This window comes from Pseudomonas sp. JAI120 (assembly GCF_014207255.1).
Lineage (GTDB): Bacteria > Pseudomonadota > Gammaproteobacteria > Pseudomonadales > Pseudomonadaceae > Aquipseudomonas.
The window spans coordinates 1-26,903 of sequence record NZ_JACHCZ010000003.1; the positions used below are offsets into that span (position 1 = coordinate 1).

A 26,903-nucleotide genomic window follows, 5' to 3' on the forward strand; every position below is an offset into this window, starting at 1 on the left:
CAACCGAGGCGCGCATTCTACAGCAGCCTCATTTGCTGTCAAGTGATTATTTTCAGAAGCTTTCGAAGATTTCTTCAACAACTTCAACCACTTGCACTTCCGATCTCTCGTCAGCGGGAGGCGAATTCTACAGCGTTACACGCTGCTGTCAACACCTCTTTTTCTCCGCTTTCGACCGAGAAGATCGAATCGTTAATAGCGCCAAACAACACGACTCTATCAACTCCTTCTGGGCTTCGATGAACTGAAGCAACTCGCCGCCTAATCCTGCATAACTCTTTGTTTACCAAGGAGTTTTACGTTTCGACTGCGCCGGAAGTGGGGCGAATTATAGACAGATACAATTCGCCGTCAACACTTAATTTCAGGTTTATTCGGATTTGAGCGTGATACGCGCAAATGCCTTCTTCCCTGCCTGACAAACGTGGGTAGCACCCAGCTCGTACATAAAGGTGCGATCCACCACCTCACCATCTATACGCACACCGCCAGACCCCAGAAGGTCACGCGCAACCGCCGAGTTCTTCACTAGGCCCGCCTTATTAAGGACAGCAGCAATCGGCATGGCTTCAGCGGCAGTCAATTCAATCTCGGGAAGATCATCCGGCAGCTCGCCATCCTTCATGCGGTTACCCGCCGCACGGTGAGCACTGGCCGCAGCCTCTTCACCATGGAAACGCGCCACGATCTCTTCCGCCAGTTTGATCTTCACGTCCCGCGGATTGGCGCCCGCCTCTACATCCGCACGCAGCGCGCTGATCTCATCCATCGAGCGAAAGCTCAACAGCTCGAAGTAGCGCCACATCAGGGCATCCGGGATAGAGACCAGCTTGCCGTACATCACACCCGGAGCTTCCTGAATGCCGACATAGTTGCCCAGGGACTTGGACATCTTCTTGACACCATCCAATCCTTCCAACAACGGCATGGTCAGGATGCATTGAGCTTCCTGACCATAAGCACGCTGCAACTCACGCCCCATCAGCAGGTTGAATTTCTGGTCGGTACCACCCAACTCAACATCCGCGCGCAGCGCTACCGAGTCATAACCCTGAACCAGCGGATACAGGAATTCATGAATCGCGATCGGTTGATTGGTTGAATAGCGCTTGTCGAAGTCATCACGCTCAAGCATGCGCGCCACGGTGTACTGGGAAGTGAGGCGAATGAAGTCCGCCGGCCCCATCTGATCCATCCAGGTGGAGTTAAACGCCACCTCGGTCTTGGCCGGATCAAGAATCTTGAATACCTGGGTCTTATAGGTCTCGGCATTATCCAGAACCTGCTCACGGGTCAGCGGCGGGCGCGTAGCACTCTTACCGCTCGGATCGCCGATCATCCCGGTGAAATCACCGATAAGGAAGACCACCTGATGCCCCAGCTCCTGGAACTGACGCAGCTTATTAATAAGCACGGTATGCCCCAGATGAAGGTCCGGCGCGGTCGGATCGAAACCAGCCTTAATACGCAGGGGTTGGCCACGCTTGAGCTTTTCGATCAGCTCGGCCTCGACCAACAGTTCTTCCGCACCACGTTTTATCAGCGCTAGCTGCTCTTCAACCGACTTCATAACAGACCCGCAAGGCTCAGATTCAAAAGGGAACCAACCATACAAGATCAGGGACTAATTACAAGTTTTGCCCTGCGCACGGACACCGTTCAGCAAGCCCAGCGTTCGCGAGCTTGCGTCACAGATGATTTGGTTATATTTTATACAGTTATTTCATCTTCATCATGTCATTCATCTTTTCCATTTCATCTTCAAAGTCAAAATTACCTATGACCACTGAACCGTCTAAAGCGCCGCCGCTTTACCCGAAGACCCACCTGCTCGCTGCAAGTGGTATCGCCGCCCTTCTCAGCCTGGCACTCCTGGTATTCCCTTCCAGTGACGTAGAAGCCAAACGAACATCCCTGAGCCTTGACTTGGAGAGTCCGGTTGAACAACTGACACAAGATCAAGACGCTTCCGACGCACAACAAGCCACAAATGCTCCAACTGAATCGCCGTTTGTCCAGATCGAAAACACGCCGGAAGATACCCAGCAAGCCGCTCAAGAGCAGCAAAAGCTCGTAGCAGAAACCGCCAAGAACCCTCAACACCGCGAAGTGATCGTGGCGAAAGGCGATACGCTTTCTACCCTGTTCGAGAAGGTAGGCCTTCCCGCAGCCACCGTTAACGACGTGCTGGCCAGCGATAAACAGGCCAAGCAATTCATCCAACTCAAACACGGCCAGAAACTTGAGTTCGAACTGACACCAGACGGTCAGTTGAACAACCTGCACACTAAGCTCAGCGATCTCGAAAGCATCTCCCTGACCAAGGGCGCCAAAGGCTTTGCCTTCAACCGCATCACCACCAAGCCAGTCATGCGTTCCGCCTACGCTCACGGCGTGATCAACAGCTCACTGTCACAATCTGCCGCGCGCGCCGGCTTGTCCCATAGCATGACCATGGACATGGCCAGTGTGTTTGGTTACGACATCGACTTCGCCCAGGACATCCGCCAGGGCGATGAGTTCGACGTGATCTACGAGCAGAAAGTCGCCAACGGCAAAGTGGTCGGCACCGGCAACATTCTCTCCGCACGCTTCACCAACCGCGGCAAGACCTACACTGCCGTCCGCTACACCAACAAGCAAGGCAACAGCAGCTACTACACCGCCGACGGCAACAGCATGCGCAAGGCCTTCATCCGCACCCCGGTGGATTTCGCTCGTATTAGCTCGCGTTTCTCCATGGGTCGCAAGCATCCAATTCTGAACAAAATCCGCGCCCATAAAGGCGTCGACTATGCCGCCCCACGCGGCACGCCTATCAAGGCGGCCGGCGACGGCAAGGTCCTGCTCGCAGGGCGACGCGGTGGCTACGGCAACACGGTGATCATCCAGCACGGCAACACCTACCGCACCCTGTACGGCCATATGCAAGGTTTCGCCAAGGGCGTGAAAACTGGCGGCAACGTGAAGCAGGGCCAGGTGATCGGTTATATCGGCACCACTGGCCTGTCCACCGGCCCGCACCTGCACTATGAATTCCAGGTCAATGGTGTGCACGTTGACCCATTGGGCCAGAAGCTGCCGATGGCCGACCCGATAGCCAAGGCCGAGCGCGCGCGCTTTATGCAACAGAGCCAGCCGCTGATGGCGCGCATGGACCAGGAGCGCTCCACCCTGCTTGCTTCGGCGAAGCGTTAAGGTATGCCGCTCTATATAGGCGTGATGTCCGGGACCAGTCTCGATGGCCTGGATATCGCCCTGATCGAACAGGACTCGGCGGTCAATTTGATCGCCACCCACTACACACCCATGCCGGACACCCTGCGCGCAGAGCTGTTAAGCCTGTGCGCCAGCGGCCCGGATGAGATTGCCCGCTCAGCGATTGCCCAGCAGCACTGGGTCACCCTCGCCGCCCACGGCATCCACACGTTGCTCGACCAGCAAAACCTCAAGCCTCGAGACATACGTGCGATCGGCAGCCATGGCCAGACCATCCGTCATGAACCCGCCCGCGGGTTTACCGTGCAGATCGGCAACCCGGCATTGCTTGCGGAGCTGACGGGCATCACCGTAATCAGCGACTTCCGCAGCCGCGATGTTGCCGCTGGCGGCCAGGGCGCGCCTCTGGTGCCCGCATTTCATGAAGCGTTGTTTGGCGAAAGCACCGGCAACCGTGCGGTGTTGAATATTGGGGGCTTCAGCAATCTTAGCCTGATCGAAACCGGCAAGCCCGTAGCTGGCTTCGACTGCGGCCCAGGCAATGTGCTGCTGGACGCCTGGATTCAACAGCAGCGCGGCGAACACTTTGACCGTGACGGGCAGTGGGCGGGTAGTGGCAAGGTCGAGCCTCAACTACTCGCGGCACTACTCAGCGATCCATTCTTCCTGACCAAAGGCCCGAAAAGCACCGGCCGTGAAGTGTTCAACCTCGGTTGGCTGCACCAGCACCTTAGCCGCCTGCCCGCCTTTGCCCCTCAGGACGTACAGGCCAGCCTGCTGGAACTGACCGCACTGACCATCGTCGAGGCCCTGCAAACCGCACAACCCCAGACAGAAACGCTACTCGTCTGTGGCGGCGGCGCCCATAACACCACAATGATGAACCGTCTGGCAGCGTTGTTGCCGTCCACTCAAGTCAGCAGCACCACCACCCACGGCGTAGACCCGGACTGGGTCGAAGCCATGGCCTTCGCCTGGCTGGCTCACTGCTGCCTCGAAGGCATTACCGCCAACCGGCCCAGTGTCACCGGCGCACGCGGGCCGAGGGTACTTGGCGCGATCTATCCCGCCTGACAACCACCTCGCCAGAATCGCAGAAAGCAAAACGCCGCTTGGCCGATCAAAGCCAAGCGGCGTTTTTTATTCGTTGAGGATCAGGCTGTCGATCAGATCGAGAACGAAGAGCCGCAACCACAGGTGGTGGTAGCGTTAGGGTTCTTGATCACAAAACGCGAACCCTCCAGACCTTCCTGGTAATCCACCTCAGCACCTGCCAAGTATTGGAAGCTCATCGGGTCCACGACCAGGCTTACGCCCTCGCGCTCAACGATGGTGTCATCGTCGGCCACATCTTCATCAAAGGTGAAACCGTACTGAAACCCTGAACAACCGCCGCCCGTAACGAATACGCGCAGCTTCAAACGATCATTACCCTCTTCATCGACCAGGCTCTTCACCTTGTGCGCAGCACCGTGGGTGAATTGCAAAGCCGTGGGGGTGAAGGATTCAACGCTCATGCTGATAATCTCCCGGCGTAGCGCCGCCATATGCGTAATGACGGGCATTATCCGCTTCTCCTAGAAAAGCGGTCAACTATTGTTACGGTATATCAATCTGCATCGCCGCCATTAGAAACACAAAAGGCCCGATCAACGGGCCTTTTGCACACTCTACCAATCTTCTTAAGGCAACATGCCGGCGTGGGACAGACCGAGTTTTTCGTCCAGACCAAACAGGATGTTCATATTCTGCACAGCCTGGCCCGACGCGCCCTTGACGAGATTATCGATCACCGACAACACCACCACCAGATCACCATCCTGCGGGCGGTGCACAGCAATCCTGCACACATTAGCGCCGCGCACGCTACGGGTTTCCGGATGGCTGCCCGCAGGCATTACATCGACGAACGGCTCGTTGGCATAACGTTTTTCAAACAACGCCTGCAGATCTACCGAACGATCGACCACGGTGGCATACAACGTGGAATGAATGCCACGAATCATCGGCGTCAGGTGTGGCACGAAGGTCAGGCCCACGTCCTTGCCCGCGGCGCGACGCAGCCCCTGGCGGATTTCCGGCAGGTGGCGATGCCCTTTTACTGCGTAGGCCTTCATGCTTTCCGACGTCTCGGAGTACAGCGAACCTACCGCTGCACCACGGCCCGCGCCGCTGACACCCGACTTGCAGTCTGCGATAAGGCGCGAAGCATCCGCCAGCCCGGCTTCGAGCAACGGCAGAAAGCCCAGCTGCGTCGCCGTCGGATAGCAACCCGGCACCGCGATCAGGCGCGCCTGCTTGATCTGCTCACGATTGACTTCCGGCAGGCCGTACACCGCCTCTTCCAACAGATCCGGTGCACCGTGAGGCTGGCCGTACCACTTGGCCCATTCGTCGGCGTCTTGCAGGCGGAAGTCAGCCGACAGGTCGATGACCTTGGTGCCAGCCGCCAGCAGTTCGCCAGCCAACGCATGGGCAACGCCATGCGGGGTGGCAAAAAACACCACATCGCAGGCGCCAAGGGTGTTGATGTCCGGAACGCTGAACGCGAGGCCGTCGTAGTGGCCTCGCAGGTTCGGGTACATATCGGCCACGGCCAGGCCGGCCTCGGATCGAGAGGTAATGACCACCACCTCAGCTTGCGGATGCTGAGCCAACAGACGCAGCAATTCGACACCGGTGTAACCCGTGCCGCCGACGATACCGACCTTGACCATAAACCTGCCCTCAACGAACCCACTGGAAAGCCGTCGATAATAGGGGCCGTATCGTCCTGCGACAACCGTCAGCGTGACGTATGGCTGCATGAGCCACTACTATCTTCGCTACCGTGAACCTGGGAATAACTAAAAATGCTTTATCTATGGGTCAAAGCCTTCCATATCGTCAGCATCGTCTGCTGGTTTGCCGGGCTGTTCTACCTGCCGCGCCTGTTCGTCTACCACGCTCAAAGCGAGGACACCGTCAGCAAGGAACGCTTCAGCGTCATGGAGCGCAAGCTGTACCGCGGCATCATGGGCCCGGCAATGCTGGCCAGCCTGGTGTTCGGTATCTGGCTGATCGCCCTTAACCCCGGCATCTTTCAATCGGGCGCCTGGATCCACGCCAAGTTGACCCTGGTAGTGTTCCTGATTGGTTACCACCACATGTGCGGCGCGCAGGTAAAACGTTTCGCCCGTGGCGAAAACACCCGCAGCCATGTCTTTTATCGCTGGTTCAATGAAGTCCCGGTTCTGATATTGCTGGCTATCGTAATTTTGGTCGTGGTCAAACCGTTCTAACTTCACTTACTCGGGGTACCTCCAATGTCGCTGCCCGCTCTGCTTGAACAACGTCTGCGCCTGCCCGTGGTGGCTGCGCCGATGTTCCTGATTTCCAATCCGCAATTGGTGCTGGCCTGCTGCCGCAATGGGGTAGTCGGGAGTTTCCCGGCGCTCAACCAGCGCGAGAGCAGTGGCTTCAAGGCCTGGCTGGAGGAAATCGAAGCGGGCCTGGCGCAGTTGGACAATCCCGCGCCCTACGCCGTCAACCTGATCGTGCACAACAGCAACCCTCGTCTGCAGGCGGACCTGGCGATCTGCGTCGAGCACAAGGTGCCAATCGTGATCACCAGCCTGGGCGCGGTGAAAGAACTGGTGGATGCCGTGCACAGCTACGGCGGCCTGGTATTTCATGACGTCACTACCCGGCGCCATGCCGAAAAAGCCGCCGAAGCCGGCGTGGATGGCCTGATCGCCGTGGCCGCAGGCGCCGGCGGCCATGCCGGTACCTGGAGCCCATTCTCGCTGATCGCAGAGATTCGCCAATTCTTCGACAAGACCCTGCTGCTGGCCGGCTGCCTTAACCACGGCCATGAGATACTCGCCGCCCAGTTGATGGGAGCAGATCTGGCCTATTTCGGCACACGTTTTATCGGTACCACTGAAAGCCACGCCCCGGATGCGTATAAAGAGATGCTGCTCACATCGCGCGCTGCCGACATCGTGCACACTCCCGCTGTCTCCGGCGTACCAGCAAGCTTTATGCGCCAGAGCCTGGAAAATGCCGGTTTCGACCTCGCTGCCCTGCAAGGCAAAGGCGAAGTAAACTTCGGTTCCAAGCTCAAGCCGCTGAGCGACGAAGCCAAGGCCTGGAAGACCGTATGGTCCGCCGGCCAAGGTGTCGGTGAAATTAATGATTTACCCAGCGTCGATGAACTCGTTGCCCGCCTGGATGCCGAATACCGCAAGGCGCGCGAGCGGGCGACACAGTTGCGCTGGCCACGTTGACCCAACCGCAAGGTCTGCCGATCGAGCAGTCCTGCATTACCCCCACTGATTCAGTGACAAGGATGCCCGCATGAGCGACAACCGTTTCAAGATTGTGTTTGATGGGGCCTTGCTCCCGGGTGTCGAAAGCACCACGGCCAAGCTGAACCTGGCTGAACTGTTCAAGAGCACAGTCGAGGACATCGAGAAACTCTTCACTGGCCGCCCGGTTGCACTGAAGCGCGACCTGTCGCGCCCCGACGCCGAAACCTACCTCACCGCGCTGAAAAACGCCGGGGTCGATGCCCGCATCGAAGCAGAACAACCCGTGGCCTTCAGCCTCGCCGAAACCCACGAGACAGATTCCGACGCTGCGGACCTCTCCCGCCCTGTCGCTTCACCGTACGCACCACCGCGTGCTGCCGTAGGTGAAAGCCTGCCGGAATACGCCACCCTCAAGGTCTTCACCATCAATGGCCGTATTGGTCGTCTGCGGTACCTGGCATGGACGCTGGTACTGACCGTCGCCATGCTCGTCGCAGCAGGTATCCTCAGTACTGTGGGCTTTGCCATCGCGACCGCGTCGCCGACGATAGCCATCATCCTCGGCTCGCTGCTGGGCTTCGCGCTGTTCGTCGCGGTTGTGGTCGTGAGCGTGCAGATCGGCGTGCAGCGTCTGCACGATCTGGGCTGGTCCGGCTGGTTGTACCTGCTGAACCTGGTCCCGCTGGTGAACAGTATTTTCCCGCTGCTGCTGTTGGTAGTGCCAGGTAACACCGGTGCCAACCAGTACGGCGCACCGCCACCGCGCAACTCCACCGCGGTGAAGGTCCTGGCCTCACTGTGGCTGGCATTCATTCCGCTGATGCTCATCATCGTGGTGTCGCTGGGGATGAACGGCTATCTGGATCAGCTCGAGGCCAATGTGGATAGCAGCTACGAAAGCAGCTCCATCACCTCTGACGAAGACGCGGATCAACGCGCCACCGTCGAGGAAGACGAAGCGCAAAGTGCTGACGAAGCGGCCGAACCTGTAGACTCTCCAGAACAGTAAAAAACGCCCGCCGCCTGTGATGCCTCCGTCACAGGCCCGGCGGCGTTGTGATGGAGAAAGGCATGACCCGTTACGCTCTGATCACCGGCGCCTCCAGCGGCATCGGCCTGGCTTTGGCCGAAGCCCTGGCACGTCGCGGCCGCAGCTTGATTCTGGTGGCCCGCCAGCGTGATCAGTTGGAAAGCATTGCAATCGAATTGACCCAGCGCTTCGGCGTCGAAGTGCTGTTTCGAGCGTGCGACCTGGGCGAGCCATTGCGCTTGTCCGGGTTCCTGCTGGAGCTTGAAGAAGGCGAACGGCAGATAGATTTACTGGTGAACTGTGCCGGCATTGGCACCAGCGGGCCATTCCTGGCCCAGGACTGGATGACCGAGCAGGACCTCATCGAAGTCAACATCCTCGCCCTCACCCGCATGTGTCACGCCCTGGGCAATAGCATGGCGCTGCACGGCGGCGGGCAGATTCTCAACGTCGCCTCGGTCGCCGCGTTCCAACCCGGTCCCTGGATGAGCAGCTACTACGCCAGCAAAGCCTATGTACTGCACTTCTCCGAAGGCTTGCGCGAAGAACTGAAGACCTGTGGTATCAAGGTCTCGGTGCTTTGCCCCGGCCCTACGCGCACCGCCTTCTTCGGTACAGCGCAAATGGACACAGCCAAACTCGACCGCAGCGAGCAATTGATGAGCCCGGAAGAAGTGGCGCTCTATACCGTGCGCGCACTGGAAAAGAACAAAGCCATCATCATTCCTGGACGACGTAATCGCTGGCTGGCCTTCAGCCCGCGTTTCAGCCCGCGCTGGCTGACCCGCAAGATCGCCGGCGCCATCAACAAGGCCTATTGCCCACGCTGATCGCCTGAGTACACTCACCTTGCACTTTCATAATGGAGAAACAGCTGTGGATACTCTGTTCACCAAGATCATCAACAGAGAAATACCCGCGAAGATTATCTACGAAGATGATCAAGTCCTCGCCTTCCACGATATTGCCCCACAGGCGCCGGTACATTTTCTGGTTATCCCGAAGAAGCCCATCCGCACATTGAATGACCTGACCGAGGACGATAAGGCCCTGGCCGGCCATATTCTGTTCACCGCCCAGCGTTTGGCGGTGGAGCAAGGCTGTGAGAAAGGTTTCCGTGTGGTGATGAACTGCAATGAAGACGGCGGGCAGACTGTTTACCACATCCATATGCATGTACTGGGTCAGCGCCAGATGAATTGGCCACCGGGCTGAACTAGCCCGCAACAAGGGGCGCAGTCCGAGGCTGCGACCCCATGCCCTTGACTCGGGGCAAACGCGTTCCTCTCTCTTGCGGTAAACTGGCCGCCGAGATTCCTCCCGGAGGTCAGCATGACTACCCAACGTCACTACTCGCCGATAGACCGTCTGTTGCTGCAAGCCGACACGGCCATGCGCACGTTGCTGCCCTTCAGCGGCCAACCTTACCGTCCATCACCCGCCATCGTGCAGCCTGATGCGCAGATGAGCGTGACCGAAACCCGTCATGTGGCCGGCCTCATGCGCATCAACCATACCGGCGAAGTCTGCGCCCAGGCGCTGTACCAGGGCCAGGCCCTGACCGCCAAGCTGCCACAGGTACGTGCAGCCATGGAGCACGCGGCCGAAGAAGAAATCGACCATCTTGCCTGGTGTGAACAACGTATCCGTCAGTTGGGTAGCCATCCCAGTGTGCTCAATCCTCTATTTTACGGATTGTCATTCGGCATCGGCGCGGCTGCCGGCCTGATCAGCGACAAGGTCAGCCTCGGTTTTGTCGCCGCGACTGAACATCAAGTCTGCAAGCACCTGGATGAACACCTGGAACAATTGCCGGCCGACGACGAAAAGTCCCGGGCAATTCTTGAGCAGATGCGTATCGATGAAGCGCACCACGCCGAGAGTGCATTGGATGCCGGCGGTTTCCGCTTCCCGGCGCCAGTGCGATTTGGCATGAGCCTGCTGGCCAAGGTCATGACCAAAAGCACCTACCGCATCTGACGAAACCTGCAGCTGCAAAAAAGGGCGCTATCGAAGCGCCCTTTTCTTTTGCCGATTGGCGGTCAACCCAACTCGATGATCTCGTAGTCATGGGTGATGGCCACACCCGCCGCGCCGAGCATGATTGACGCCGAGCAGTATTTCTCGGCCGACAACTCGATAGCCCGCTTAACCTGAGCTTCTTTCAACGCCCGGCCCTTCACCACGAAATGCATGTGGATCTTGGTAAACACCTTGGGATCTTCAGTGGCGCGCTCGGCTTCCAGGAAGGCTTCGCAGCTTTCCACGGCCTGGCGAGATTTTTTCAGGATGCTGACCACGTCGAAATTGCTGCAACCGCCCACGCCAAGCAGGAGCATTTCCATCGGGCGTACGCCCAGGTTACGGCCACCGGCTTCCGGCGGGCCATCCATGACCACCACATGGCCGCTGCCCGATTCACCGAGGAACATGGCTTCGCCCGCCCATTGGATGCGTGCCTTCATCGCCCAGACTCCACTGCTAAAAAAGGGTCGCCAGCTTAGCACAGGGCCCGGGCGCAACCGCGCTTCTCATCAAAGCGATCAATAACCGGGCTGACTCGGTAAATTCGCTAATCGAGTCAGAATGTGTCTGTTAAGCTGGCGCCAAATGAGTGGCGTATTGCCACCCTTTATACAACGTGTATCAATGCCGATACCGCTGAGTACAACAAATCCAACCACCTCGCGCTGCCTTTCGGGATACAACCATGGTTGCTCTTACGCCCATACCCAAGATCAAGAATCTCGACAAGTTGCTGATGCACTGCCAGCGCCGGCGTCATCCCGCCAAGCACAACATCATCTGCGCCGGTGAGCGCTCCGAAACCCTGTTTTTCATTATCAAGGGGTCAGTCACCATCCTGATCGAGGATGAAGACGGTCGCGAAATGATCATCGCCTACCTGAACACAGGGGATTTTTTCGGCGAGCTGGGACTGTTTGAACAAGCAGGGAAGGAGCAGGAGCGCAGCGCCTGGGTGCGGACCAAGGTCGAGTGCGAAGTGGCCGAGATCAGTTACGCAAAGTTTCGCGAACTTGCCCAGCAGGACCCCGACATCCTCTACGCCCTCAGCGGTCAAATCGCTCAGCGCCTGCGGGATACCACCCGCAAAGTCGGCGACCTGGCGTTCTTCGACGTCACCGGGCGTGTGGCCCGTTGCCTGCTGGAACTGTGCAAGCAGCCCGATGCAATGACTCACCCCGACGGCATGCAGATCAAGATCACCCGCCAGGAAATCGGGCGCATTGTCGGCTGTTCACGGGAGATGGTCGGCCGCGTGCTCAAGGATCTGGAAGAGCGCAACCTGGTGCACGTCAAAGGCAAGACGATGGTGGTGTTCGGTACCCGTTAACCCGGCAGGAAGCTGGCCAGCATCTGACGGTACAAGGTGTCCAGCCGGCTGATTGCATCCGACGCGGGGAAAGCTTCGTGCAGCGCGATATGGCTGTCGGCACGAACCCGCTGCTCCAGGCCGCAGGCTTCGTTGAACCGATTGACCGCCGCGATCAGTTCTTCGCGATCGTTATCCAGCAACAACGCACCGTGCACCAACCCCACCGGGCGGCCCCCGCTTTGCCGCCAGCGCTGGGCAGTGCCGACCATTTTGCGCCCGTTGAGGTTGACGTTGTAACGACCGTCGCAGAATGCACCTTCGATTTCCCCGACAGAGGCATCGCCGCCCAACTCGATCAGCAAGTCGCAGATGGGTTGGCACAAGCGCAAGTAGCCAGTTTCGATACGATTGTGATCACCTTCACTGCGCGGCGGTGCGTAGACCAAGGCGATATTGACCGTAGCGCTGGACTGCGGCACTGGTTCGCCGCCAGTTTCGCGCAAGAGCACCGGCCAGCCGGCATCCGCAGACACGCGGCTGGCGACATCGAAAGCAGGCAATCGGCTCAAGCGGCGTGGCATCACCAATGCCTGATCGCTGGGCTGCCAGAACAACAACCCAAACACCTGCTCACCCGCGCAAACGGCGGCCAACAAGGCTTGCTCGGCGGCAAGGCCTGCTTCAACACGCATCGATACTGGCTGGATCAATCGGCACCTACCTATCTGAATAAACACAAACCCAAATGTGGAAGGGGGCTTGCCCCCGATAGCGGTGTGTCAGTCAAGGATGCTCCAACTGAACCGCCGCCATCGGGGCAAGCCCCCCACATTTTGATCGCATTTCAAATCAATCGAGAGTGGAACCGCTGACCGCCACGCCACGCTCCGGGAAGAACAGACGCTGCAGTTCCGCCCCTGGGTTCTCGGCGCGCATGAAGGTCTCCCCCACCAGGAACGAATAAACGTCACTGATTTCCATCAGTTCCACATCGGCACGGTTGACGATGCCACTTTCGGTAATCACCAGGCGGTCGCGCGGAATACGCGGCAGCAGGTCGAGGGTGTTTTCCAGGCTGACTTCGAAGGTGTGCAGGTTACGGTTATTGACCCCCACCAACGGTGTGTCGAGGGTTTTCAGTGCGCGCTCCAGTTCATCGCCGTCGTGCACCTCCACCAGCACATCCAGGCCGACACTTTTGGCAACGGCCGCCAGCTCAGCCATCTTCACATCATCCAGTGCGGAGACGATCAACAACACACAATCGGCGCCCAAAGCACGGGCTTCAACGATCTGGTACGGATCGACCATGAAATCCTTGCGGATCACCGGCAACTTGCACGCCGCACGGGCCTGCTGCAGGAACAGGTCGGAACCCTGGAAAAAATCGATATCGGTGAGTACCGACAGGCAAGTCGCCCCACCCTTCTCGTAACTGACAGCGATTTCCGCCGGTACAAAGTTTTCGCGAATCACGCCCTTGCTCGGCGAAGCTTTCTTGATCTCGGCAATCACGGCCGGCTGCTTGAGCTTAGCCTGTGCAATCAGTGCCTTGGCAAATCCACGCGGTGCGTCAGCGGCTTTCGCTTGGGCTTCCAATTCAGCCAGGCTCACACGGGCACGGCGTTCGGCAACTTCTTCAGCCTTGCGGGCCAGGATTTTTTCCAGAACGGTCGGCACACTCATCCTTCATTCTCCATCTTGAATACAGCGGTGAATGCTCCCAGCTCTTCGAGCTTTTCACGAGCCAGACCGGTGTGCAGTGCATCGTGGGCCAATTCGACACCTTCCTTAAGACTATAGGCATGATCGGCTGCGTAAAGTGCCGCGCCAGCATTCAGAACAATCATTTCTGCAGCTTTTTGACCGTTCTCAGTCTTGCGACGCCCCAGGGCATCGCGAATCAGTTCCAGCGACGCCGCCGGGCTTTCCACCGCCAGGCCGTGCAGGCTCTGGCTCTTCATGCCGAGGTCTTCCGGCTCGACCCAGTATTCGGTGATCTGGTCATTCTTCAGCTCAGCCACAAACGTTGGCGCCGCCAGGCTGAACTCGTCCAGGCCGTCTTTGGAATGCACCACCAGCACATGCTTGCTGCCCATGCGTTGCAGCACTTCAGCCAATGGCCGGCACAGCGCCTGGCTGAACACGCCCACCACCTGATGCTTCACACCGGCCGGATTCGTAAGCGGGCCGAGCATGTTGAACAGGGTACGCAGGCCAAGGTCTTTGCGCGGGCCGGCGGCGTGCTTCATCGCACCATGATGGGACTGGGCAAACATAAAGCCGATGCCGACGTTGTCGATGCAGCGCGCCACTTGTACCGGTGTCAGGTTCAGGTAGATGCCGGCCGCTTCCAGCAGGTCGGCACTGCCGCTCTTGCCGGATACCGCACGGTTACCGTGCTTGGCCACGGTGCAACCCGCCGCCGCGACCACAAAGGAAGAGGCCGTCGAGACGTTGAAGATGTTCGCACCGTCACCGCCGGTGCCGACCACGTCGACCACGCCGTCGAGGGTCTTGAGCTCGACCTTGTCCGCCAGCTCACGCATCACCGAGACGGCGCCGACGATCTCGTCGATGCTTTCGCTCTTCATGCGCATCGCCATCATGAACGCGCCGATCTGCGCGTCGGTGCATTGACCGGTCATGATTTCGCGCATCACATCGCTCATTTCAGCGGTGCTCAGGTCCAGATGGCCGACGATACGGCTCAGGGCAGTCTTGATATCCATGGAAAGTCCTTAGCGCGTGCCGCCGCTCTGCTTGAGAAAGTTGGCGAACAGCTCGTAGCCCTGCTCGGTCAGGATCGATTCGGGGTGAAACTGCACCCCTTCGATGTTCAGTGTCTTGTGACGCAGGCCCATGATCTCGTCGACGGAGCCGTCTTCCAGTTGGGTCCAGGCGGTCAGTTCCAGGCATTCCGGCAAGGTTTCGCGCTTGACCACCAGCGAGTGGTAGCGGGTTACGGTCACCGGGTTGTTGAGCGCCTGGAATACGCCCAGGTCCTTATGGAATACCGGGCTGGTCTTGCCGTGCATCACCTGGCGCGCGCGTACCACGTCACCACCAAAGGCCTGGCCGATGGATTGGTGGCCCAGACAGACGCCCAGGATCGGCAGCTTGCCGGCGAAGTACTTGATGGCTTCAAGGGAAATACCCGCCTCGGTCGGCGTGCAGGGGCCCGGCGAAACCACGATGCGCTCCGGGTTGAGGGCGGCGATTTCGGCCACGGTCAGTTCGTCATTGCGAACCACCTTGACCTCGGCGCCCAGCTCCCCCAAGTACTGCACAACGTTGTAGGTAAAGGAATCGTAGTTATCAATCATCAGTAACATGGGGAAACCTCAAGAATTGGGGGTCTGTTCAGCCAGCGCTACGGCGCGGAACATCGCGCGGCGCTTGTTCAGGGTTTCTTCCCATTCGAGGGCCGGCACCGAGTCGGCGACAATCCCGCCACCGGCCTGCACATGCAGCTCCCCGTCCTTGATCACCGCCGTGCGAATCGCAATGGCGGTGTCCATGTTGCCGTTCCAGGCGAAATACCCCACGGCGCCGCCATAGACACCCCGCTTGACCGGTTCCAGCTCGTCGATGATTTCCATCGCACGGATCTTCGGCGCGCCCGACAAGGTGCCCGCCGGCAGAATCGCCCGCAATGCGTCCATCGCAGTCAGCCCGGCTTTTAACTCGCCGGTGACGTTGGACACGATGTGCATCACGTTGGAGTAGCGCTCAATCACCATCTTTTCGGTGAGTTTCACCGAGCCGATTTCCGAAACTCGCCCGGTATCGTTACGGCCCAGGTCGATCAGCATCAGGTGTTCGGCAATTTCCTTGTCGTCGCTGAGCAGGTCTTCTTCGAGCGCCAGATCCGCTTCTTCGGTCGCGCCACGCGGGCGTGTGCCGGCAATCGGGCGCACGGTGATCAGGTTGTCCTCGACACGCACCAGCACTTCCGGCGAGCTGCCCACTACGTGGAAGTCGCCAAAGTTGAAGAAGTACATGTACGGCGTCGGGTTGAAGCAGCGCAGCGCCCGGTACAGGTCAATGGGCGCAGCCTTGAAGTCGATGGACATGCGTTGCGACGGCACCACCTGCATGCAGTCACCGGCGAGGATGTATTCCTTGATGGTGTCGACCGCACGCTCGTAGTCATCCTGGGTAAAGCTGGAGCGGAACACCGGGTCGGCTGCCGGTGGACGGGTAAGGTCCAGGCCGCGACGCGGGGTGATCGGCTGGCGCAGTTTTTCCAACAGCGCTTCGAGGCTGGCCTGGCCTTGCTCGAAGGCGTCGGCCTGGGACGGGTCGGCGAGCACGATCGCGTGCATCTTGCCGGCGAGGTTGTCGAACACCACCACCGCGTCGGAGACCATCAGCAGAATGTCCGGCACACCCAGCGGGTCCGGGTTCGGGCATTTGCCCAGGCGTTTTTCCACATAGCGCACGCAGTCGTAGCCGAAGTACCCCACCAGGCCGCCGTTGAAGCGCGGCAGGCCAGGGATGGTCGGCACGTTGTAGCGCGCCTTGAAGGCTTCGACGAAGGCAAGCGGGTCTTCGACGTCATGACTTTCGATCTCGACGCCATCATGGGTGATGCTTACATGATGGTCATGCACACGCATGACGGTGCGGCATGGCAGGCCGATGATCGAGTAACGGCCCCACTTCTCCCCGCCCTGTACCGATTCCAGCAGGTAGGAGTTGGGCTCGTCAGCCAGCTTCAGGTAGATCGACAGCGGCGTGTCGAAGTCGGCCAGGGTTTCGCAGGCCAGGGGGATACGGTTATAGCCGGCAGCGGCCAAACGCAGGAATTCTTCGCGGATCATGAGGTGCCTCGTGGCGTGAGGGTCTAACAGTCAGGTATGCAAACGTGCCGCAGGGTGCGGCCAGGATCAGTCAGGCGCGCCAACGCCAGCGGGCCAGGGCCTTGATGACTTTCATCCAGAGTTTGCGAGTGACCACCACGATGGAATTTCCAGAAGAGGACGGATCGATGTCGGGCAACGTTATCTCAGCGCCAGCTCCCAAGCAACCGGGGATTAGCAGTCTCAGGTCATCAATCACCAGCGACGGCGACTCTTCGGCGATCGGACGGCCATGGTTGTAGCCGTAACTCAGGGCCACGCACTGCACGCCGGCCGCTTTCGCCGCCAGCACGTCACTGCGCGAATCGCCGACAAACAACGACTGGGACGCCGGAATATTGGCCATTTTCATCACGAAAAACAGCGCCGCCGGGTCGGGTTTCTTCTGCGGCAAGGTATCGCCCCCGATGATCCAGCGGAAATAACGGCCAATTTTCATCTGGTCCAACAGCGGCGCGACGAAGCGCTCCGGCTTGTTGGTGATCAGGGCCATTTCCACGCCCTGCTTGCTCAGCCATTTGAGGGTGTCGCGCACGCCAGGGTAAACCACGGTCAGTTCGTGGCTGCGCTCATAGGCTGCGTTGAACAGCTCCAGGGCGTGCTCGGCCTCAACCTCATCGACACCTTCGGCATCGATCTGATTGGCCAGGGCCCGGCGCACCAGCATCGGCGCACCATTGCCGACCCATTCGCGTACTGACGCAAGCCCCGCCGGCTTGCGCCCCAGCTTGAGCAGCATCTCGTCCACCGCCGCCGCCAGGTCTGGCACCGAGTCGATCAAGGTACCGTCCAGATCGAACATCACCAGCCGTGGCAGTTTGCCGGGGAACAGCTGCTCAAAGCCGCTCATGGACGCGCCAGCGCCAGTTCGGCGCGCATCTTGGCGATGACTTCCTGATAGTCCGGGGCGTTGAAGATCGCCGAGCCGGCCACGAAGGTGTCGGCACCGGCAGCCGCGATTTCACGGATATTGTTGACGTTGACCCCACCGTCGATTTCCAGGCGGATGTCGCGGCCGGACGCATCGATCAGCGCACGGGCTTCGCGCAGCTTGTCGAGGGTGCCGGGGATGAACTTCTGCCCGCCGAAGCCTGGGTTGACGCTCATCAGCAGCACCATGTCGACCTTGTCCATCACGTACTTGAGCACGTCCAGCGGGGTGGCCGGGTTGAACACCAGGCCGGCCTTGCAACCGCCTTCACGGATCAGTTGCAAGGTGCGGTCGACGTGCAGCGAGGCTTCCGGGTGGAAGGTGATGTAGGTCGCGCCGGCTTCAACGAAGTCACCGATGATGCGATCCACCGGGCTGACCATCAGGTGCGCATCGATCGGCGCGGTGACGCCGTACTTGCGCAGCGCCGCGCAGACCATCGGGCCGATGGTCAGGTTGGGCACGTAGTGGTTGTCCATGACATCGAAGTGCACGAAGTCGGCACCGGCGGCCAACACCTTGTCCACTTCCTCACCCAGGCGGGCGAAATCGGCGGAGAGAATCGATGGAGCAATAACGAAGGGCTGCATGACGCACCTTTTTTGAGCTAAATCACGATGGCGCGCATTGTATACCTCATGCTTTGCCCTGCGCACCGTGACCTAACTCAACGGCTAGTACGCCGCCCGATAGATTTTCTCGATATCGGCCGCGCTGAGCTTGCGCGGGTTGTTACGCATCAAGCGCTCGATACCCGCCGCTTCCGTGGCCATCGCCGGGATGGCGTCCTCGGGAACCCCGAAACTGCGCAGGCCGGAAGGAATCTCCACGGCGGCACACAATCGCGTCATCGCCTCGACGGCCTGGTCGGCGGCATCGTTGACACTCAGGCCGCTGACATTCACGCCCATGGCCTGGGCGATGTCCTGCATGCGCTCGACACAGGCCAGTTTGTTCCAGTGCATCACATACGGCAGCAACAGCGCATTGCTCACGCCATGGGCGATATTGAACCGTCCTCCCAGCGGATACGCCAGCGCATGCACCGCGCCCACCCCGGCATTCCCGAACGCCATGCCAGCCATCAGGCTGGCGGTGGCCATATCATCGCGGGCCTGCAGGTTGGCCGGGTTGGCGTAGGCTTTGGGCAGCGCCTTGGCGATCAGCTTGATCGCACCGATGGCCAAGGCATCCGTGATCGGCGAGGCGTTCAGGGATAGGTAGGACTCAATGGCATGCACCAGCGCATCCACGCCACTGGCGGCGGTGACACTGCGTGGGCAGGTCAGGGTCATTTGCGGGCTGATCAGCGCGACGTCCGGCAGCAGGTAGTCGCTGACGATGCCTTTCTTCAACTGCGCGACCTTGTCGGAGAGGATCGCCACATTGGTCACTTCCGAGCCGGTACCGGCCGTGGTCGGGATGGCGATCAGCGGCGGGCCTTTGCGCGGCACCTGGTCGACGCCGAATAAGTCCGCCAGGGCGCCGTGGTAACCGGCATAGGCGGCAACGCTTTTGGCAATATCGATGGCACTGCCGCCACCCAGGCCGATCAGGCCGTCGTGGCCACCGTCGCGGTACGCCTGCATGCAGTCTTCGACGATGGAGATTTCCGGGTCGGGCAGCACGCGGTCGAAAATCTCGTAAGGGCGTTCACCCAGGTGTTCGAGCGCCAGCGCTACCGTGCCGGACTTGACCAGCGCCGCGTCGGTGACAATCAACGGGTTATCCACATCCAGGCGCGTCAGTTCAGCAGCGAGTTGCTCAATGGCGCCAGCGCCAGTCAGCAGTTTGTGGGCGATCTTGAATGAGGAAGTACTCATGTGCGCGGCCTCTTATCGGTGATGGGCTGGCACAAGAGTAGCTGACTGGATCGGGTTGTCTTCCATTCAGGCGCTGAATGGTCACAGCCCCCCTGTGGGAGGGGGCTGTGCTGGGCTTTAGACCTGGGCTGTGCGCAGTTTCTCGCTACGCCCACGTAGCCACTCCAGGGTCAGCAACAGCAACACCGAGAAGGCAATCAGCAAGGTCGCCGCCGCCGCAATCGTCGGACTGAGGTTTTCGCGGATGCCGCTGAACATCTGGCGCGGCAGGGTCGCTTGCTCGGGGCCGGCGAGGAACAGCGTCACTACTACCTCATCGAACGAGGTGGCGAAGGCAAACAGCGCGCCGGAGATGACCCCCGGTGCAATCAGCGGCAAGGTCACCCGACGAAACGCCGTCAATGGCGAGGCGCCCAGGCTGGCGGCGGCCCGTACCAGGTTATGGTTGAAACCCTGCAGGGTCGCAGACACGGTGATGATCACAAACGGCACCCCAAGCACGGCGTGCACCACGATCAGCGAGAAGAAACTGTTGCCCAGGCCCAGCGGCGCAAAAAACAGGTAGCTGGCCACACCGATAATCACCACCGGCACCACCATCGGCGAAATCACCAGGGCCATCACCAGCGCCTTGCCGGGGAAATTGCCGCGGGTCAGGCCGATCGCCGCCAGGGTGCCGAACACCATGGCCAGCACCGTGGCCGCCGGGGCGACGATGATGCTGTTCTTCAACGCACGCATCCATTCCGCCGAGGCGAAGAAATCCTGGTACCAGTGCAGCGAGAAACCTTGCAACGGATACACCAGGAAACTGCCGCTGTTGAACGACAGCGGGATGATGACCAGCACAGGCAATATCAGGAACAACAGGATCAAGCCGCAGAGGATCCGCAAGCTGTAGAACCACACCCGTTCTACTGGTGACATATAAGGGCTCAGCATCGCAAGGTCTCCTCAGCTCAGGCGCAGGCGGCTGGCGCCCACCAGCCAGTTGTAGATCAGGTACAGCACCACGGTCGCCAGCAGCAGCAAACCGCCCAACGCCGTCGCCATACCCCAGTTGATGCTGGTGTTGGTGTAGAAAGCCACGAAGTAGCTGACCATCTGGTCGTTCGGGCTGCCCAGCAGCGCCGGGGTGATGTAGTAACCAATGGCCAGGATGAACACCAACAGGCAGCCGGCGCCGACACCGGCATACGTCTGAGGGAAGTACACGCGCCAGAAGCTGGCGAACGGGTGACAGCCCAGGGAGATGGCCGCACGCATGTAAGTGGGCGAGATGCCTTTCATTACGCTGTAGATCGGCAAAATCATGAACGGCAGCAGGATATGCACCATGGAGATGTAGACCCCGGTGCGGTTGAACACCAGCTCCAGGGGTTTGTCGATCAGGCCGATGCCCATCAGCGCGCTGTTGATCAGCCCGCCGGATTGCAGCAGCACGATCCACGCCGCCACACGCACCAGGATCGAGGTCCAGAACGGCAGCAGCACCAGAATCATCAGCAGGTTACTTTTGCGCGCCGGCAGGTTAGCCAGCAAATACGCCAGCGGATAAGCCAGTAACAGGCAGATGGTGGTGATCACCAGGCCCATCCAGAAGGTGCGGGCGAAGATGTCCAGGTAGATCGCCTGGTCCGGGGTGGCCGGGGCCACTTCACCAAGGTCGTCGATGCGGTGATCGACGGCCGCCAGCAGGTAGAACGGTGTCAGGCTGCTGGTATTGCGCCGGATCGCCTGCCAGTACGCCGGGTCGCCCCAGCGTTCGTCGAGGTTTTCCAGCGCTGCTTTATAAGAGGCAGGCGCTTCGGTAAACGGCAGCGCCCGCGCGGTTTTGGTCAGCAGGCTGCGATAGCCGGCCAGTTCCATGTTCAAGCGTTTGGACAGATCGCCCAGGGTCTGGTTTTTGCGCGCCTCGCCCAGGTCCTCACTCAGAGCCTGATACACCGGTTCACCCGGCAGACCACGACCGTCCCAGGCCGTCACCGCCACCACGGTGCGCGGCAGACCGCCCACCACTTCCGGGTTGCCGACGCTTTTAAACAGCAGCGCAACAATCGGCACCAGGAACACCAGCAGCAAAAACAGCACCAGCGGCGCAATCAAGGCCTGGGCCTTCCAGCGATTGAGCCGCTCGGCACGCGCCAGGCGCTGCTTGAGGGTGGGGCTGTTGACCTCGTTCGAGGGAACGGCGATGGCCATGGCTGACTCCGAAACTTGAAAATGAATGCAATCTTTCACACGCAAGAAATCCCCTGTGGGAGGAGGTGGCCCCCCACAGGGTTATGCGGTGTTACTTGGCAGCCCAGGAGTTGAAGCGCTGCTCCAGTTGCTCGCCGTTATCGGCCCAGAAGCTCACATCGATCTGTACCTGATTGGCGATGTTCTCTGGCGTAGTCGGCATATCCTTGAGGATGTCCTTGGCCAGCAGCGGGACGGCTTGGGTGTTGGCCGGCCCGTAGGCGATGTTTTCCGAGTAGGTCTTCTGCTGCTGCGGCTGCACCGAGAAGGCGATGAATTTCTTCGCCGCTTCGGCACGGTCCTTGGCCAGGCCTTTAGGGATGGCCCAAGCGTCGAAGTCGTAAATGCCGCCGTTCCACACCACTTTCAGGTTGCTTTCTTTTTGCACGGCGGCGATGCGGCCGTTGTAGGCCGAGCTCATCACCACGTCACCCGAGGCAAGGTATTGCGGCGGTTGTGCGCCGGCTTCCCACCATTGGATCGACGGCTTGAGTTCGTCGAGCTTCTTGAACGCACGGTCCTGGCCATCTTTGCCGGCCAGCACTTTGTACACGTCCTTCGGCGCCACGCCGTCGGCCATCAAGGCGAATTCCAGGGTGTACTTGGCGCCCTTGCGCAGGCCGCGCTTGCCCGGGAATTTCTTGGTGTCCCAGAAATCCGCCCAACTGGTTGGCGCAGAAGCCAGTTTGTCCGCGTTGTAGGCCAGAACGGTCGACCATACGAAGAAGCCCACGCCGCACGGCTGAATCGCACCCTTCACATAGTCGGCGCTGTTACCGAACAGTTTCGGGTCCAGCGGCTCGAACATGTCTTCGTCACAGCCGCGGGACAATTCCGGCGATTCCACTTCCACCAAGTCCCAGGACACGCTCTTGGTGTCGACCATGGCTTTGACCTTGGCCATCTCACCGTTGTACTCACCGGCGATAATCTTGCCGTTGCCCGCGCTTTCCCACGGTGCATAGAAAGCCTTGACCTGTGCAGCCTTGTTCGCGCCACCAAAGGATACGACGGTCAGGTCCGGACCGGCCATGGCCTGTGTCGCGCCCATCAAGCTCAGGGCCAGGACGGAATATTTCAGGGATCTCAACATTGTTGTTCTCTCCACGTGCAGGGTTGGTGAAGCCATGGGGGCGATCAATTCGCCTCTAGAAGTGGGTCGAGTGCGCGAACGTGCTCGACTTGCCAGCCAATCGGTACCACGTCGCCGACCGTCAGGGCCGGGTCCAGCTCGGCGATCGGTTGTTTCACAAAAAAATCGGCCTTGCCGCAGACTTCCAGGCGCACACGCACGTGGTCGCCCAGGTAGATAAATTCCGCCACCCGTCCGGAGAAACGGTTGACGCAGCTTTCGCTGGAGCCATTGAGGCTGACACGCTCGGGGCGCACCGACAGGGTCACCGGGCCGCCGATCTGGCCGACGTTCACCGCCAGCGCCTCGACCCTCTCGCCGCGCGCCAGCTCTACCACGCAGCGCTCGCCGGTATGGCTGTGCAGGCGGCCATTGAGGCGGTTGTTTTCACCGATGAAGTTGGCGACGAAGGTGTTTTTCGGCTCTTCATACAATGTGCGCGGCGCGGCGATCTGCTGGATCTCGCCCTGATGGAACACGGCCACACGGTCGGACATGGTCAAGGCTTCGCCCTGGTCGTGGGTCACGTACACCACGGTCACGCCGAGGCGCTGGTGCAGGTGCTTGATCTCCATCTGCATGTGTTCGCGCAATTGCTTGTCGAGGGCGCCGAGGGGTTCGTCCATCAGCACCAACTGCGGCTCGAACACCAGTGCCCGGGCCAAGGCCACACGCTGCTGCTGGCCGCCGGACAGTTGCGCCGGATAGCGCTGGGCGAAGGCGTCGAGCTGGACCATGCTCAGCACGCGTTTGACCCGCTCGCTGATATCGGTCTTGCTCAAGCCCCGCACCGACAGCGGGAACGCGAGGTTCTCGGCAACCGTCATGTGCGGGAACAGTGCGTAGTTCTGGAACACCATGCCGATGTCGCGCTTGTGCGGCGGCACGTTGTTGATCGAGCGCCCGGCCAGCTGGATTTCGCCGGCGGTCGGCGTTTCGAAGCCAGCCAGCATCATCAGGCTGGTGGTCTTGCCCGAACCGGAAGGCCCGAGCAAGGTGAGGAACTCGCCCTTGCGAATCTCCAGGTTGAGGTCTTTGACGATCAGGTTCTCGCCGTCGTAGCTCTTCTGCACGCCACGAAAGCTGACCAGCACATCATTTGAATCCGCCTCGCTCATACCCGCACCTTTGTGTTTTGGACTGCTGTGGCACAAGCGTAGTCCAGGCGCGAGCCCCCGAAAATCGGGGGCCAGGAGAGAATCGCATCAGCCGGATGGAAGGTTTGGGGTAGGGATCGCCCTACACGGATGGCGGGGATTGAACAGTGCCCCGGCGGCGTACGCCGAGAATGGCTTTACCGGGGCTCAAGGCCTGTCGCAAACAGGCATGGCGTCACAACAGCTTGTGTTCCATCGCGTACTTCACCAGCTCCGCCAGGGACGTGATATTGAGCTTCTGCATCAGCCGCGCTTTGTGAGTGCTGATGGTCTTGCTGCTCAGCGCCAGTTGCTGGGCGATGTCATTGACGTTGGCGCCCTGGGCCAGGCGCTCGAACACTGAGAATTCACGCTCGGACAGCAGCGAATGCAAGGGCCTCGAGTCGGTCAGGCCGACCTCGAAGACCATGCGGTCTGCCAGGTCCGGGTCGATGTAGCGCCCGCCGGCCGCGACCTTGCGAATCGCCATCAGCAGCAGCGCCGGGTCGCTGTCCTTGGTGGCGTAACCAGCCGCGCCCACCTTCAAGGCGCGGGCGGCCATTTGCGCCTCATCGTGCATCGACAGCACCAGGATTGCCGGCGGATTGCTCAAGGCGCGAATGCGCGCAATCGCTTCCAGGCCATTGACGCCGGGCATCGAGATGTCCAGCAACACCACCTCGCAAGGCACATGGCGCAAGGTCTCCAGCAACTGCTCGCCATTACTCGCCTCGCCCACCACCAGCAGGTCTTTGGCCAGGCCGATCAATTGCTTGATGCCTTCACGAACAATGGTGTGGTCTTCGGCTACCAGTACACGGATCACAAGGGCGTCCTCTTATCGTTATGCATCCAAAGGCACCGTGACACTCAAGGTGGTGCCCTCGCCCAATTGACTGTCCAGGCTCAGTTGCCCGCCCATGATCAGCACCCGCTCGCGCATCCCCACCAGGCCAAACGATACCGGGCGCCCCTGGGCCTGGACGAAACCGACGCCATCGTCGCTGATGGTCAGCCGCAGGTCGTTGCCTTCCAACGCCAGGGTCAGCTCGACAGTATGCGCCTGGGCATGGCGCATCACATTGGTCAGCGCCTCTTGCAGGATACGGAACAGGCCGATGGCCTTGGCATCACTCAAGGTCGGCAGGTTATCCGGTACCTGCACCAGGCAGGGGATTTGCGTGCGCGCTTCGAAACGCCGCGCTTGCCATTCAATCGCCGAGGCAATACCGGCATCGAGAATCGGTGGGCGCTGCGCCGTCGCCACGTCCCGCACCAACTGGAACAGTTGGGCGATCAGGCGCTTCATGCTGTTCAAGCGCTCGTGCAGGCCAGGATCCAGTTGCGCGTAGGACAGCTCGCACATGGAGGTTTCCAGTTTTAGCACCGTGAGCATTTGCCCGAGTTCGTCGTGCACTTCCCGGGCGATGCGGGCCTTTTCTTCCTCGCGCACGGTTTCCAGGTGAGCGGACAACTCGCGCAGTTGCGCTTCACTTTGCATCAACGCGGCCAGGGTGCGGCGCAGTTCGGTGACATCGTTCAGGTAGACCACCAGGTACTCGGCCTCGGCAAATCGCAGAAAGCTCAAGGACACGTTGGCCGGCAGGATGCTGCCATCGGCGCGCAAACAATCGGTGGCGAAATTCTGCGGCCCCTCTTCGCTGGCCCGTGCGCACTTCCACAGGTTGAGCCAACGGTCCATATCCAGGGTCGGGTCGAGGTCGACCAGCGGTCGTTCGATCAGTGCGCCGGGCTCGTAACCGAGCATGCTTTCGGCCGCACGATTGGCGTAGCGCACATGGCTATCCCAATTGACCCACAGGATGCCGACGGTGCTTTGGTCGATGGAAAACTGCGTCAAGCGCAGCGCTTCGGCACCGGCGGCACGGGCCGCGCTTTCTTCGCGGGCAGCCAGCAGGTCATGCTCCAGCACGCGTTGCTGGCGGCGCAGCCAGAACACCACGGCCAGGCTGGCGAGCAGAAACAGGCCGAGGAGCAGGCTGAGGTTCTGCCAAAGGCCCTTGGATTCGGATAAACGTGGATATTTGGGTTGCAGCCAGCGACTGTGCAGTTGATCCAGGTCGCGGGCCGGGATGGCGCTCAGGGCACTTTCCATGATGCTGGCCAGTTCAGGCCAATCCCGGCGAGTAGCCACCCGCAGCAATTGCGGCAGGCCGATGTCCCCCACCACCGCCAGCCCGCTGAACTCCGCCTCTGCGGACAAGCGGCTTAATTGCGCTTCATCCACAACGGCATAACGCGCCTGCTGGCTGACCAACAATTGCAAGGCCTGGCGCTCCATGGGCACGCCTTGCAGATTGAGGCCGGGGTAGGTACTGCGCAGGTAATCGGCCACGGCGCTGGGCATGCGCACGGCAACACGGGATTGATCGTCGAGCTTCTCCAGGTCCACGGCACCACCGCCCTCGCGAATGCCGACAATATGTTGAGGCACACGCATATACGGGTCGGTGAACTGCCACAGGCGCAAACCGGCCGGGGTTTGCTGCAGGCCAGGGGCAATGTCCACCTCGTCATCGCGTACGGCCGCCTCCAACTGCTCCTGATCAGGGAAGTTGCGCCAGGTCAGCTCGATATTCAGCGCCTTGGCCAGCCACTGCATCAATTCGACATTCGCCCCGGACAAGCGCTGCAGACGCCGGTCGTATTGCGCGTAAGGCGCCTGCAACACCACGCCCACCCGCAACTCCGGGTGCCGGGCCAGCCATTCGCGCTGCTGCGCATTAAGCTGCGCCTGCGGTGCGGCAGGCGCGGGGGAAGCGTTTGCCATCAAGGCAAGGCACAAACAGCCGATAACCAGCAGACAGCGAAAACCCATGATCCACGTCTCACATCACTGACAAATACTGACCAACCCATTAGGCTGCTGGAATCAC

General features: G+C 60.1%; 28 protein-coding genes. 10 read left to right on the forward strand and 18 right to left on the reverse strand.

Going from position 1 to position 26,903, the window contains the following annotated elements; genetic code table 11:
- Positions 1-248 (forward strand): hypothetical protein (locus HDC32_RS31865; RefSeq protein WP_221461990.1); only part of this gene is annotated, 248 nt, incomplete at its 5' end.
- A 122-nt stretch (positions 249-370) separates the two neighbouring features.
- On the opposite strand, the gene tyrS is transcribed toward HDC32_RS31865, so the two are convergent.
- On the reverse strand, positions 371-1,570 hold the full coding sequence (tyrS, locus tag HDC32_RS17535) for a tyrosine--tRNA ligase (protein WP_131699147.1): 1,200 nt from the start codon (positions 1,568-1,570) through the stop codon (positions 371-373).
- A gap of 209 nt (positions 1,571-1,779) precedes the next feature.
- On the opposite strand from tyrS, the gene HDC32_RS17540 reads away from it, so the two are divergent.
- A complete protein-coding gene (locus tag HDC32_RS17540) occupies positions 1,780-3,198 on the forward strand; it encodes a peptidoglycan DD-metalloendopeptidase family protein (RefSeq protein ID WP_184744949.1) in 1,419 nt (472 codons plus the stop codon).
- Positions 3,199-3,201: 3 nt separating this feature from the next.
- Positions 3,202-4,293, forward strand: coding sequence for an anhydro-N-acetylmuramic acid kinase (locus HDC32_RS17545; RefSeq protein WP_184744951.1), 1,092 nt, complete (start codon positions 3,202-3,204; stop codon positions 4,291-4,293).
- A 92-nt stretch (positions 4,294-4,385) separates the two neighbouring features.
- On the opposite strand, the gene erpA is transcribed toward HDC32_RS17545, so the two are convergent.
- Positions 4,386-4,736: an iron-sulfur cluster insertion protein ErpA gene (erpA, locus tag HDC32_RS17550; RefSeq protein ID WP_003176443.1), complete on the reverse strand. Its 351-nt coding sequence runs from the start codon at positions 4,734-4,736 to the stop codon at positions 4,386-4,388.
- 165 nt (positions 4,737-4,901) lie between these two features.
- Positions 4,902-5,936, reverse strand: coding sequence for an N-acetyl-gamma-glutamyl-phosphate reductase (argC, locus tag HDC32_RS17555; protein ID WP_167656223.1), 1,035 nt, complete (start codon positions 5,934-5,936; stop codon positions 4,902-4,904).
- Positions 5,937-6,071: 135 nt separating this feature from the next.
- Between argC and hemJ the strand changes: the two genes are divergently transcribed.
- From hemJ to coq7, 6 genes are all read left to right on the forward strand, one after another.
- Entirely contained in the window at positions 6,072-6,500 is a 429-nt protein-coding gene (hemJ, locus tag HDC32_RS17560; RefSeq protein WP_027605887.1) for a protoporphyrinogen oxidase HemJ, read from the forward strand.
- 24 nt (positions 6,501-6,524) lie between these two features.
- Positions 6,525-7,487, forward strand: a complete 963-nt coding sequence (locus HDC32_RS17565) for an NAD(P)H-dependent flavin oxidoreductase (RefSeq protein WP_131699143.1) — start codon at positions 6,525-6,527, stop codon at positions 7,485-7,487.
- Positions 7,488-7,557: 70 nt separating this feature from the next.
- Positions 7,558-8,520 carry a DUF805 domain-containing protein gene (locus HDC32_RS17570; RefSeq protein WP_167656224.1) on the forward strand — a complete coding sequence of 321 codons (963 nt, stop codon included), beginning with the start codon at positions 7,558-7,560 and terminating at the stop codon, positions 8,518-8,520.
- A 62-nt stretch (positions 8,521-8,582) separates the two neighbouring features.
- A complete protein-coding gene (locus tag HDC32_RS17575) occupies positions 8,583-9,371 on the forward strand; it encodes an SDR family oxidoreductase (RefSeq protein ID WP_131699141.1) in 789 nt (262 codons plus the stop codon).
- A 46-nt stretch (positions 9,372-9,417) separates the two neighbouring features.
- Entirely contained in the window at positions 9,418-9,756 is a 339-nt protein-coding gene (locus HDC32_RS17580) for a histidine triad nucleotide-binding protein (protein WP_003194682.1), read from the forward strand.
- Positions 9,757-9,873: 117 nt separating this feature from the next.
- Positions 9,874-10,521, forward strand: coding sequence for a 2-polyprenyl-3-methyl-6-methoxy-1,4-benzoquinone monooxygenase (gene coq7, locus HDC32_RS17585; RefSeq protein ID WP_145336825.1), 648 nt, complete (start codon positions 9,874-9,876; stop codon positions 10,519-10,521).
- Between the two features lie 62 nt (positions 10,522-10,583).
- Here coq7 and HDC32_RS17590 read toward each other — a convergent pair whose 3' ends face one another.
- A complete protein-coding gene (locus tag HDC32_RS17590; protein ID WP_005792019.1) occupies positions 10,584-11,006 on the reverse strand; it encodes an OsmC family protein in 423 nt (140 codons plus the stop codon).
- A gap of 245 nt (positions 11,007-11,251) precedes the next feature.
- Here HDC32_RS17590 and crp point away from each other — a divergent pair, with 245 nt between their 5' ends.
- Complete coding sequence (crp, locus tag HDC32_RS17595) at positions 11,252-11,896, forward strand: cAMP-activated global transcriptional regulator CRP (protein ID WP_027605892.1); 645 nt, start codon at positions 11,252-11,254, stop codon at positions 11,894-11,896.
- Here crp and HDC32_RS17600 read toward each other — a convergent pair.
- The 14 genes from HDC32_RS17600 to HDC32_RS17665 all read right to left on the reverse strand — a co-directional run bounded on the left by HDC32_RS17600 (position 11,893) and on the right by HDC32_RS17665 (position 26,845).
- Positions 11,893-12,588 carry a lipoate--protein ligase family protein gene (locus HDC32_RS17600; RefSeq protein WP_131699140.1) on the reverse strand — a complete coding sequence of 232 codons (696 nt, stop codon included), beginning with the start codon at positions 12,586-12,588 and terminating at the stop codon, positions 11,893-11,895. The genes crp and HDC32_RS17600 overlap by 4 nt on opposite strands.
- 139 nt (positions 12,589-12,727) lie before the next feature.
- Entirely contained in the window at positions 12,728-13,564 is an 837-nt protein-coding gene (gene trpC / locus HDC32_RS17605; RefSeq protein WP_131699139.1) for an indole-3-glycerol phosphate synthase TrpC, read from the reverse strand.
- Positions 13,561-14,610, reverse strand: coding sequence for an anthranilate phosphoribosyltransferase (gene trpD, locus HDC32_RS17610; RefSeq protein WP_065938244.1), 1,050 nt, complete (start codon positions 14,608-14,610; stop codon positions 13,561-13,563). Before trpD ends, trpC begins: the two co-directional genes overlap by 4 nt.
- A gap of 9 nt (positions 14,611-14,619) precedes the next feature.
- The gene (locus HDC32_RS17615; RefSeq protein ID WP_024077700.1) at positions 14,620-15,213 is read right to left on the reverse strand and encodes an aminodeoxychorismate/anthranilate synthase component II; all 594 of its coding nucleotides are present in this window, start codon (positions 15,211-15,213) and stop codon (positions 14,620-14,622) included.
- Positions 15,214-15,222: 9 nt separating this feature from the next.
- Positions 15,223-16,704, reverse strand: coding sequence for an anthranilate synthase component I (gene trpE / locus HDC32_RS17620; protein WP_184744953.1), 1,482 nt, complete (start codon positions 16,702-16,704; stop codon positions 15,223-15,225).
- A gap of 70 nt (positions 16,705-16,774) precedes the next feature.
- Positions 16,775-17,593 (reverse strand): phosphoglycolate phosphatase, encoded by an 819-nt coding sequence (locus HDC32_RS17625; RefSeq protein ID WP_131699137.1) that lies wholly within the window; start codon positions 17,591-17,593, stop codon positions 16,775-16,777.
- Positions 17,590-18,264: a ribulose-phosphate 3-epimerase gene (rpe, locus tag HDC32_RS17630; protein WP_131699136.1), complete on the reverse strand. Its 675-nt coding sequence runs from the start codon at positions 18,262-18,264 to the stop codon at positions 17,590-17,592. The genes HDC32_RS17625 and rpe overlap by 4 nt, the downstream gene beginning before the upstream one ends.
- 84 nt (positions 18,265-18,348) lie before the next feature.
- Positions 18,349-19,497: an iron-containing alcohol dehydrogenase gene (locus HDC32_RS17635; protein ID WP_065925379.1), complete on the reverse strand. Its 1,149-nt coding sequence runs from the start codon at positions 19,495-19,497 to the stop codon at positions 18,349-18,351.
- Positions 19,498-19,614: 117 nt separating this feature from the next.
- Positions 19,615-20,439: an ABC transporter permease gene (locus HDC32_RS17640; protein WP_017739612.1), complete on the reverse strand. Its 825-nt coding sequence runs from the start codon at positions 20,437-20,439 to the stop codon at positions 19,615-19,617.
- Positions 20,440-20,451: 12 nt separating this feature from the next.
- Positions 20,452-21,699: an ABC transporter permease gene (locus HDC32_RS17645; protein ID WP_131699134.1), complete on the reverse strand. Its 1,248-nt coding sequence runs from the start codon at positions 21,697-21,699 to the stop codon at positions 20,452-20,454.
- A 91-nt stretch (positions 21,700-21,790) separates the two neighbouring features.
- On the reverse strand, positions 21,791-22,831 hold the full coding sequence (locus HDC32_RS17650; protein ID WP_131699133.1) for an ABC transporter substrate-binding protein: 1,041 nt from the start codon (positions 22,829-22,831) through the stop codon (positions 21,791-21,793).
- Positions 22,832-22,875: 44 nt separating this feature from the next.
- Positions 22,876-23,988, reverse strand: coding sequence for an ABC transporter ATP-binding protein (locus HDC32_RS17655; RefSeq protein ID WP_184744955.1), 1,113 nt, complete (start codon positions 23,986-23,988; stop codon positions 22,876-22,878).
- A 214-nt stretch (positions 23,989-24,202) separates the two neighbouring features.
- Positions 24,203-24,832, reverse strand: a complete 630-nt coding sequence (locus HDC32_RS17660) for a response regulator transcription factor (RefSeq protein WP_027605903.1) — start codon at positions 24,830-24,832, stop codon at positions 24,203-24,205.
- 18 nt (positions 24,833-24,850) lie between these two features.
- Complete coding sequence (locus tag HDC32_RS17665) at positions 24,851-26,845, reverse strand: ATP-binding protein (protein ID WP_184744957.1); 1,995 nt, start codon at positions 26,843-26,845, stop codon at positions 24,851-24,853.
- Between the last annotated feature and the right edge of the window lie 58 nt (positions 26,846-26,903).

Excerpts from the sequence above, each read along its gene's own strand:
- crp (WP_027605892.1), top strand. The coding sequence starts at position 11,252 with ATGGTTGCTCTTACGCCCATACCCAAGATCAAGAATCTCGACAAGTTG.
- HDC32_RS17575 (WP_131699141.1), top strand. The coding sequence starts at position 8,583 with ATGACCCGTTACGCTCTGATCACCGGCGCCTCCAGCGGCATCGGCCTG.
- HDC32_RS17540 (WP_184744949.1), top strand. The coding sequence starts at position 1,780 with ATGACCACTGAACCGTCTAAAGCGCCGCCGCTTTACCCGAAGACCCAC.
- HDC32_RS17655 (WP_184744955.1), bottom strand. The coding sequence starts at position 23,988 with ATGAGCGAGGCGGATTCAAATGATGTGCTGGTCAGCTTTCGTGGCGTG.
- rpe (WP_131699136.1), bottom strand. The coding sequence starts at position 18,264 with ATGCAGCCCTTCGTTATTGCTCCATCGATTCTCTCCGCCGATTTCGCC.
- HDC32_RS17665 (WP_184744957.1), bottom strand. The coding sequence starts at position 26,845 with ATGGGTTTTCGCTGTCTGCTGGTTATCGGCTGTTTGTGCCTTGCCTTG.
- HDC32_RS17640 (WP_017739612.1), bottom strand. The coding sequence starts at position 20,439 with ATGCTGAGCCCTTATATGTCACCAGTAGAACGGGTGTGGTTCTACAGC.
- HDC32_RS17565 (WP_131699143.1), top strand. The coding sequence starts at position 6,525 with ATGTCGCTGCCCGCTCTGCTTGAACAACGTCTGCGCCTGCCCGTGGTG.
- HDC32_RS17545 (WP_184744951.1), top strand. The coding sequence starts at position 3,202 with ATGCCGCTCTATATAGGCGTGATGTCCGGGACCAGTCTCGATGGCCTG.
- argC (WP_167656223.1), bottom strand. The coding sequence starts at position 5,936 with ATGGTCAAGGTCGGTATCGTCGGCGGCACGGGTTACACCGGTGTCGAA.
- hemJ (WP_027605887.1), top strand. The coding sequence starts at position 6,072 with ATGCTTTATCTATGGGTCAAAGCCTTCCATATCGTCAGCATCGTCTGC.
- trpD (WP_065938244.1), bottom strand. The coding sequence starts at position 14,610 with ATGGATATCAAGACTGCCCTGAGCCGTATCGTCGGCCATCTGGACCTG.
- coq7 (WP_145336825.1), top strand. The coding sequence starts at position 9,874 with ATGACTACCCAACGTCACTACTCGCCGATAGACCGTCTGTTGCTGCAA.
- HDC32_RS17625 (WP_131699137.1), bottom strand. The coding sequence starts at position 17,593 with ATGAGCGGCTTTGAGCAGCTGTTCCCCGGCAAACTGCCACGGCTGGTG.
- trpE (WP_184744953.1), bottom strand. The coding sequence starts at position 16,704 with ATGATCCGCGAAGAATTCCTGCGTTTGGCCGCTGCCGGCTATAACCGT.
- trpC (WP_131699139.1), bottom strand. The coding sequence starts at position 13,564 with ATGAGTGTGCCGACCGTTCTGGAAAAAATCCTGGCCCGCAAGGCTGAA.
- HDC32_RS17615 (WP_024077700.1), bottom strand. The coding sequence starts at position 15,213 with ATGTTACTGATGATTGATAACTACGATTCCTTTACCTACAACGTTGTG.
- erpA (WP_003176443.1), bottom strand. The coding sequence starts at position 4,736 with ATGAGCGTTGAATCCTTCACCCCCACGGCTTTGCAATTCACCCACGGT.
- tyrS (WP_131699147.1), bottom strand. The coding sequence starts at position 1,570 with ATGAAGTCGGTTGAAGAGCAGCTAGCGCTGATAAAACGTGGTGCGGAA.
- HDC32_RS17650 (WP_131699133.1), bottom strand. The coding sequence starts at position 22,831 with ATGTTGAGATCCCTGAAATATTCCGTCCTGGCCCTGAGCTTGATGGGC.
- HDC32_RS17570 (WP_167656224.1), top strand. The coding sequence starts at position 7,558 with ATGAGCGACAACCGTTTCAAGATTGTGTTTGATGGGGCCTTGCTCCCG.
- HDC32_RS17635 (WP_065925379.1), bottom strand. The coding sequence starts at position 19,497 with ATGAGTACTTCCTCATTCAAGATCGCCCACAAACTGCTGACTGGCGCT.
- HDC32_RS17590 (WP_005792019.1), bottom strand. The coding sequence starts at position 11,006 with ATGAAGGCACGCATCCAATGGGCGGGCGAAGCCATGTTCCTCGGTGAA.
- HDC32_RS17645 (WP_131699134.1), bottom strand. The coding sequence starts at position 21,699 with ATGGCCATCGCCGTTCCCTCGAACGAGGTCAACAGCCCCACCCTCAAG.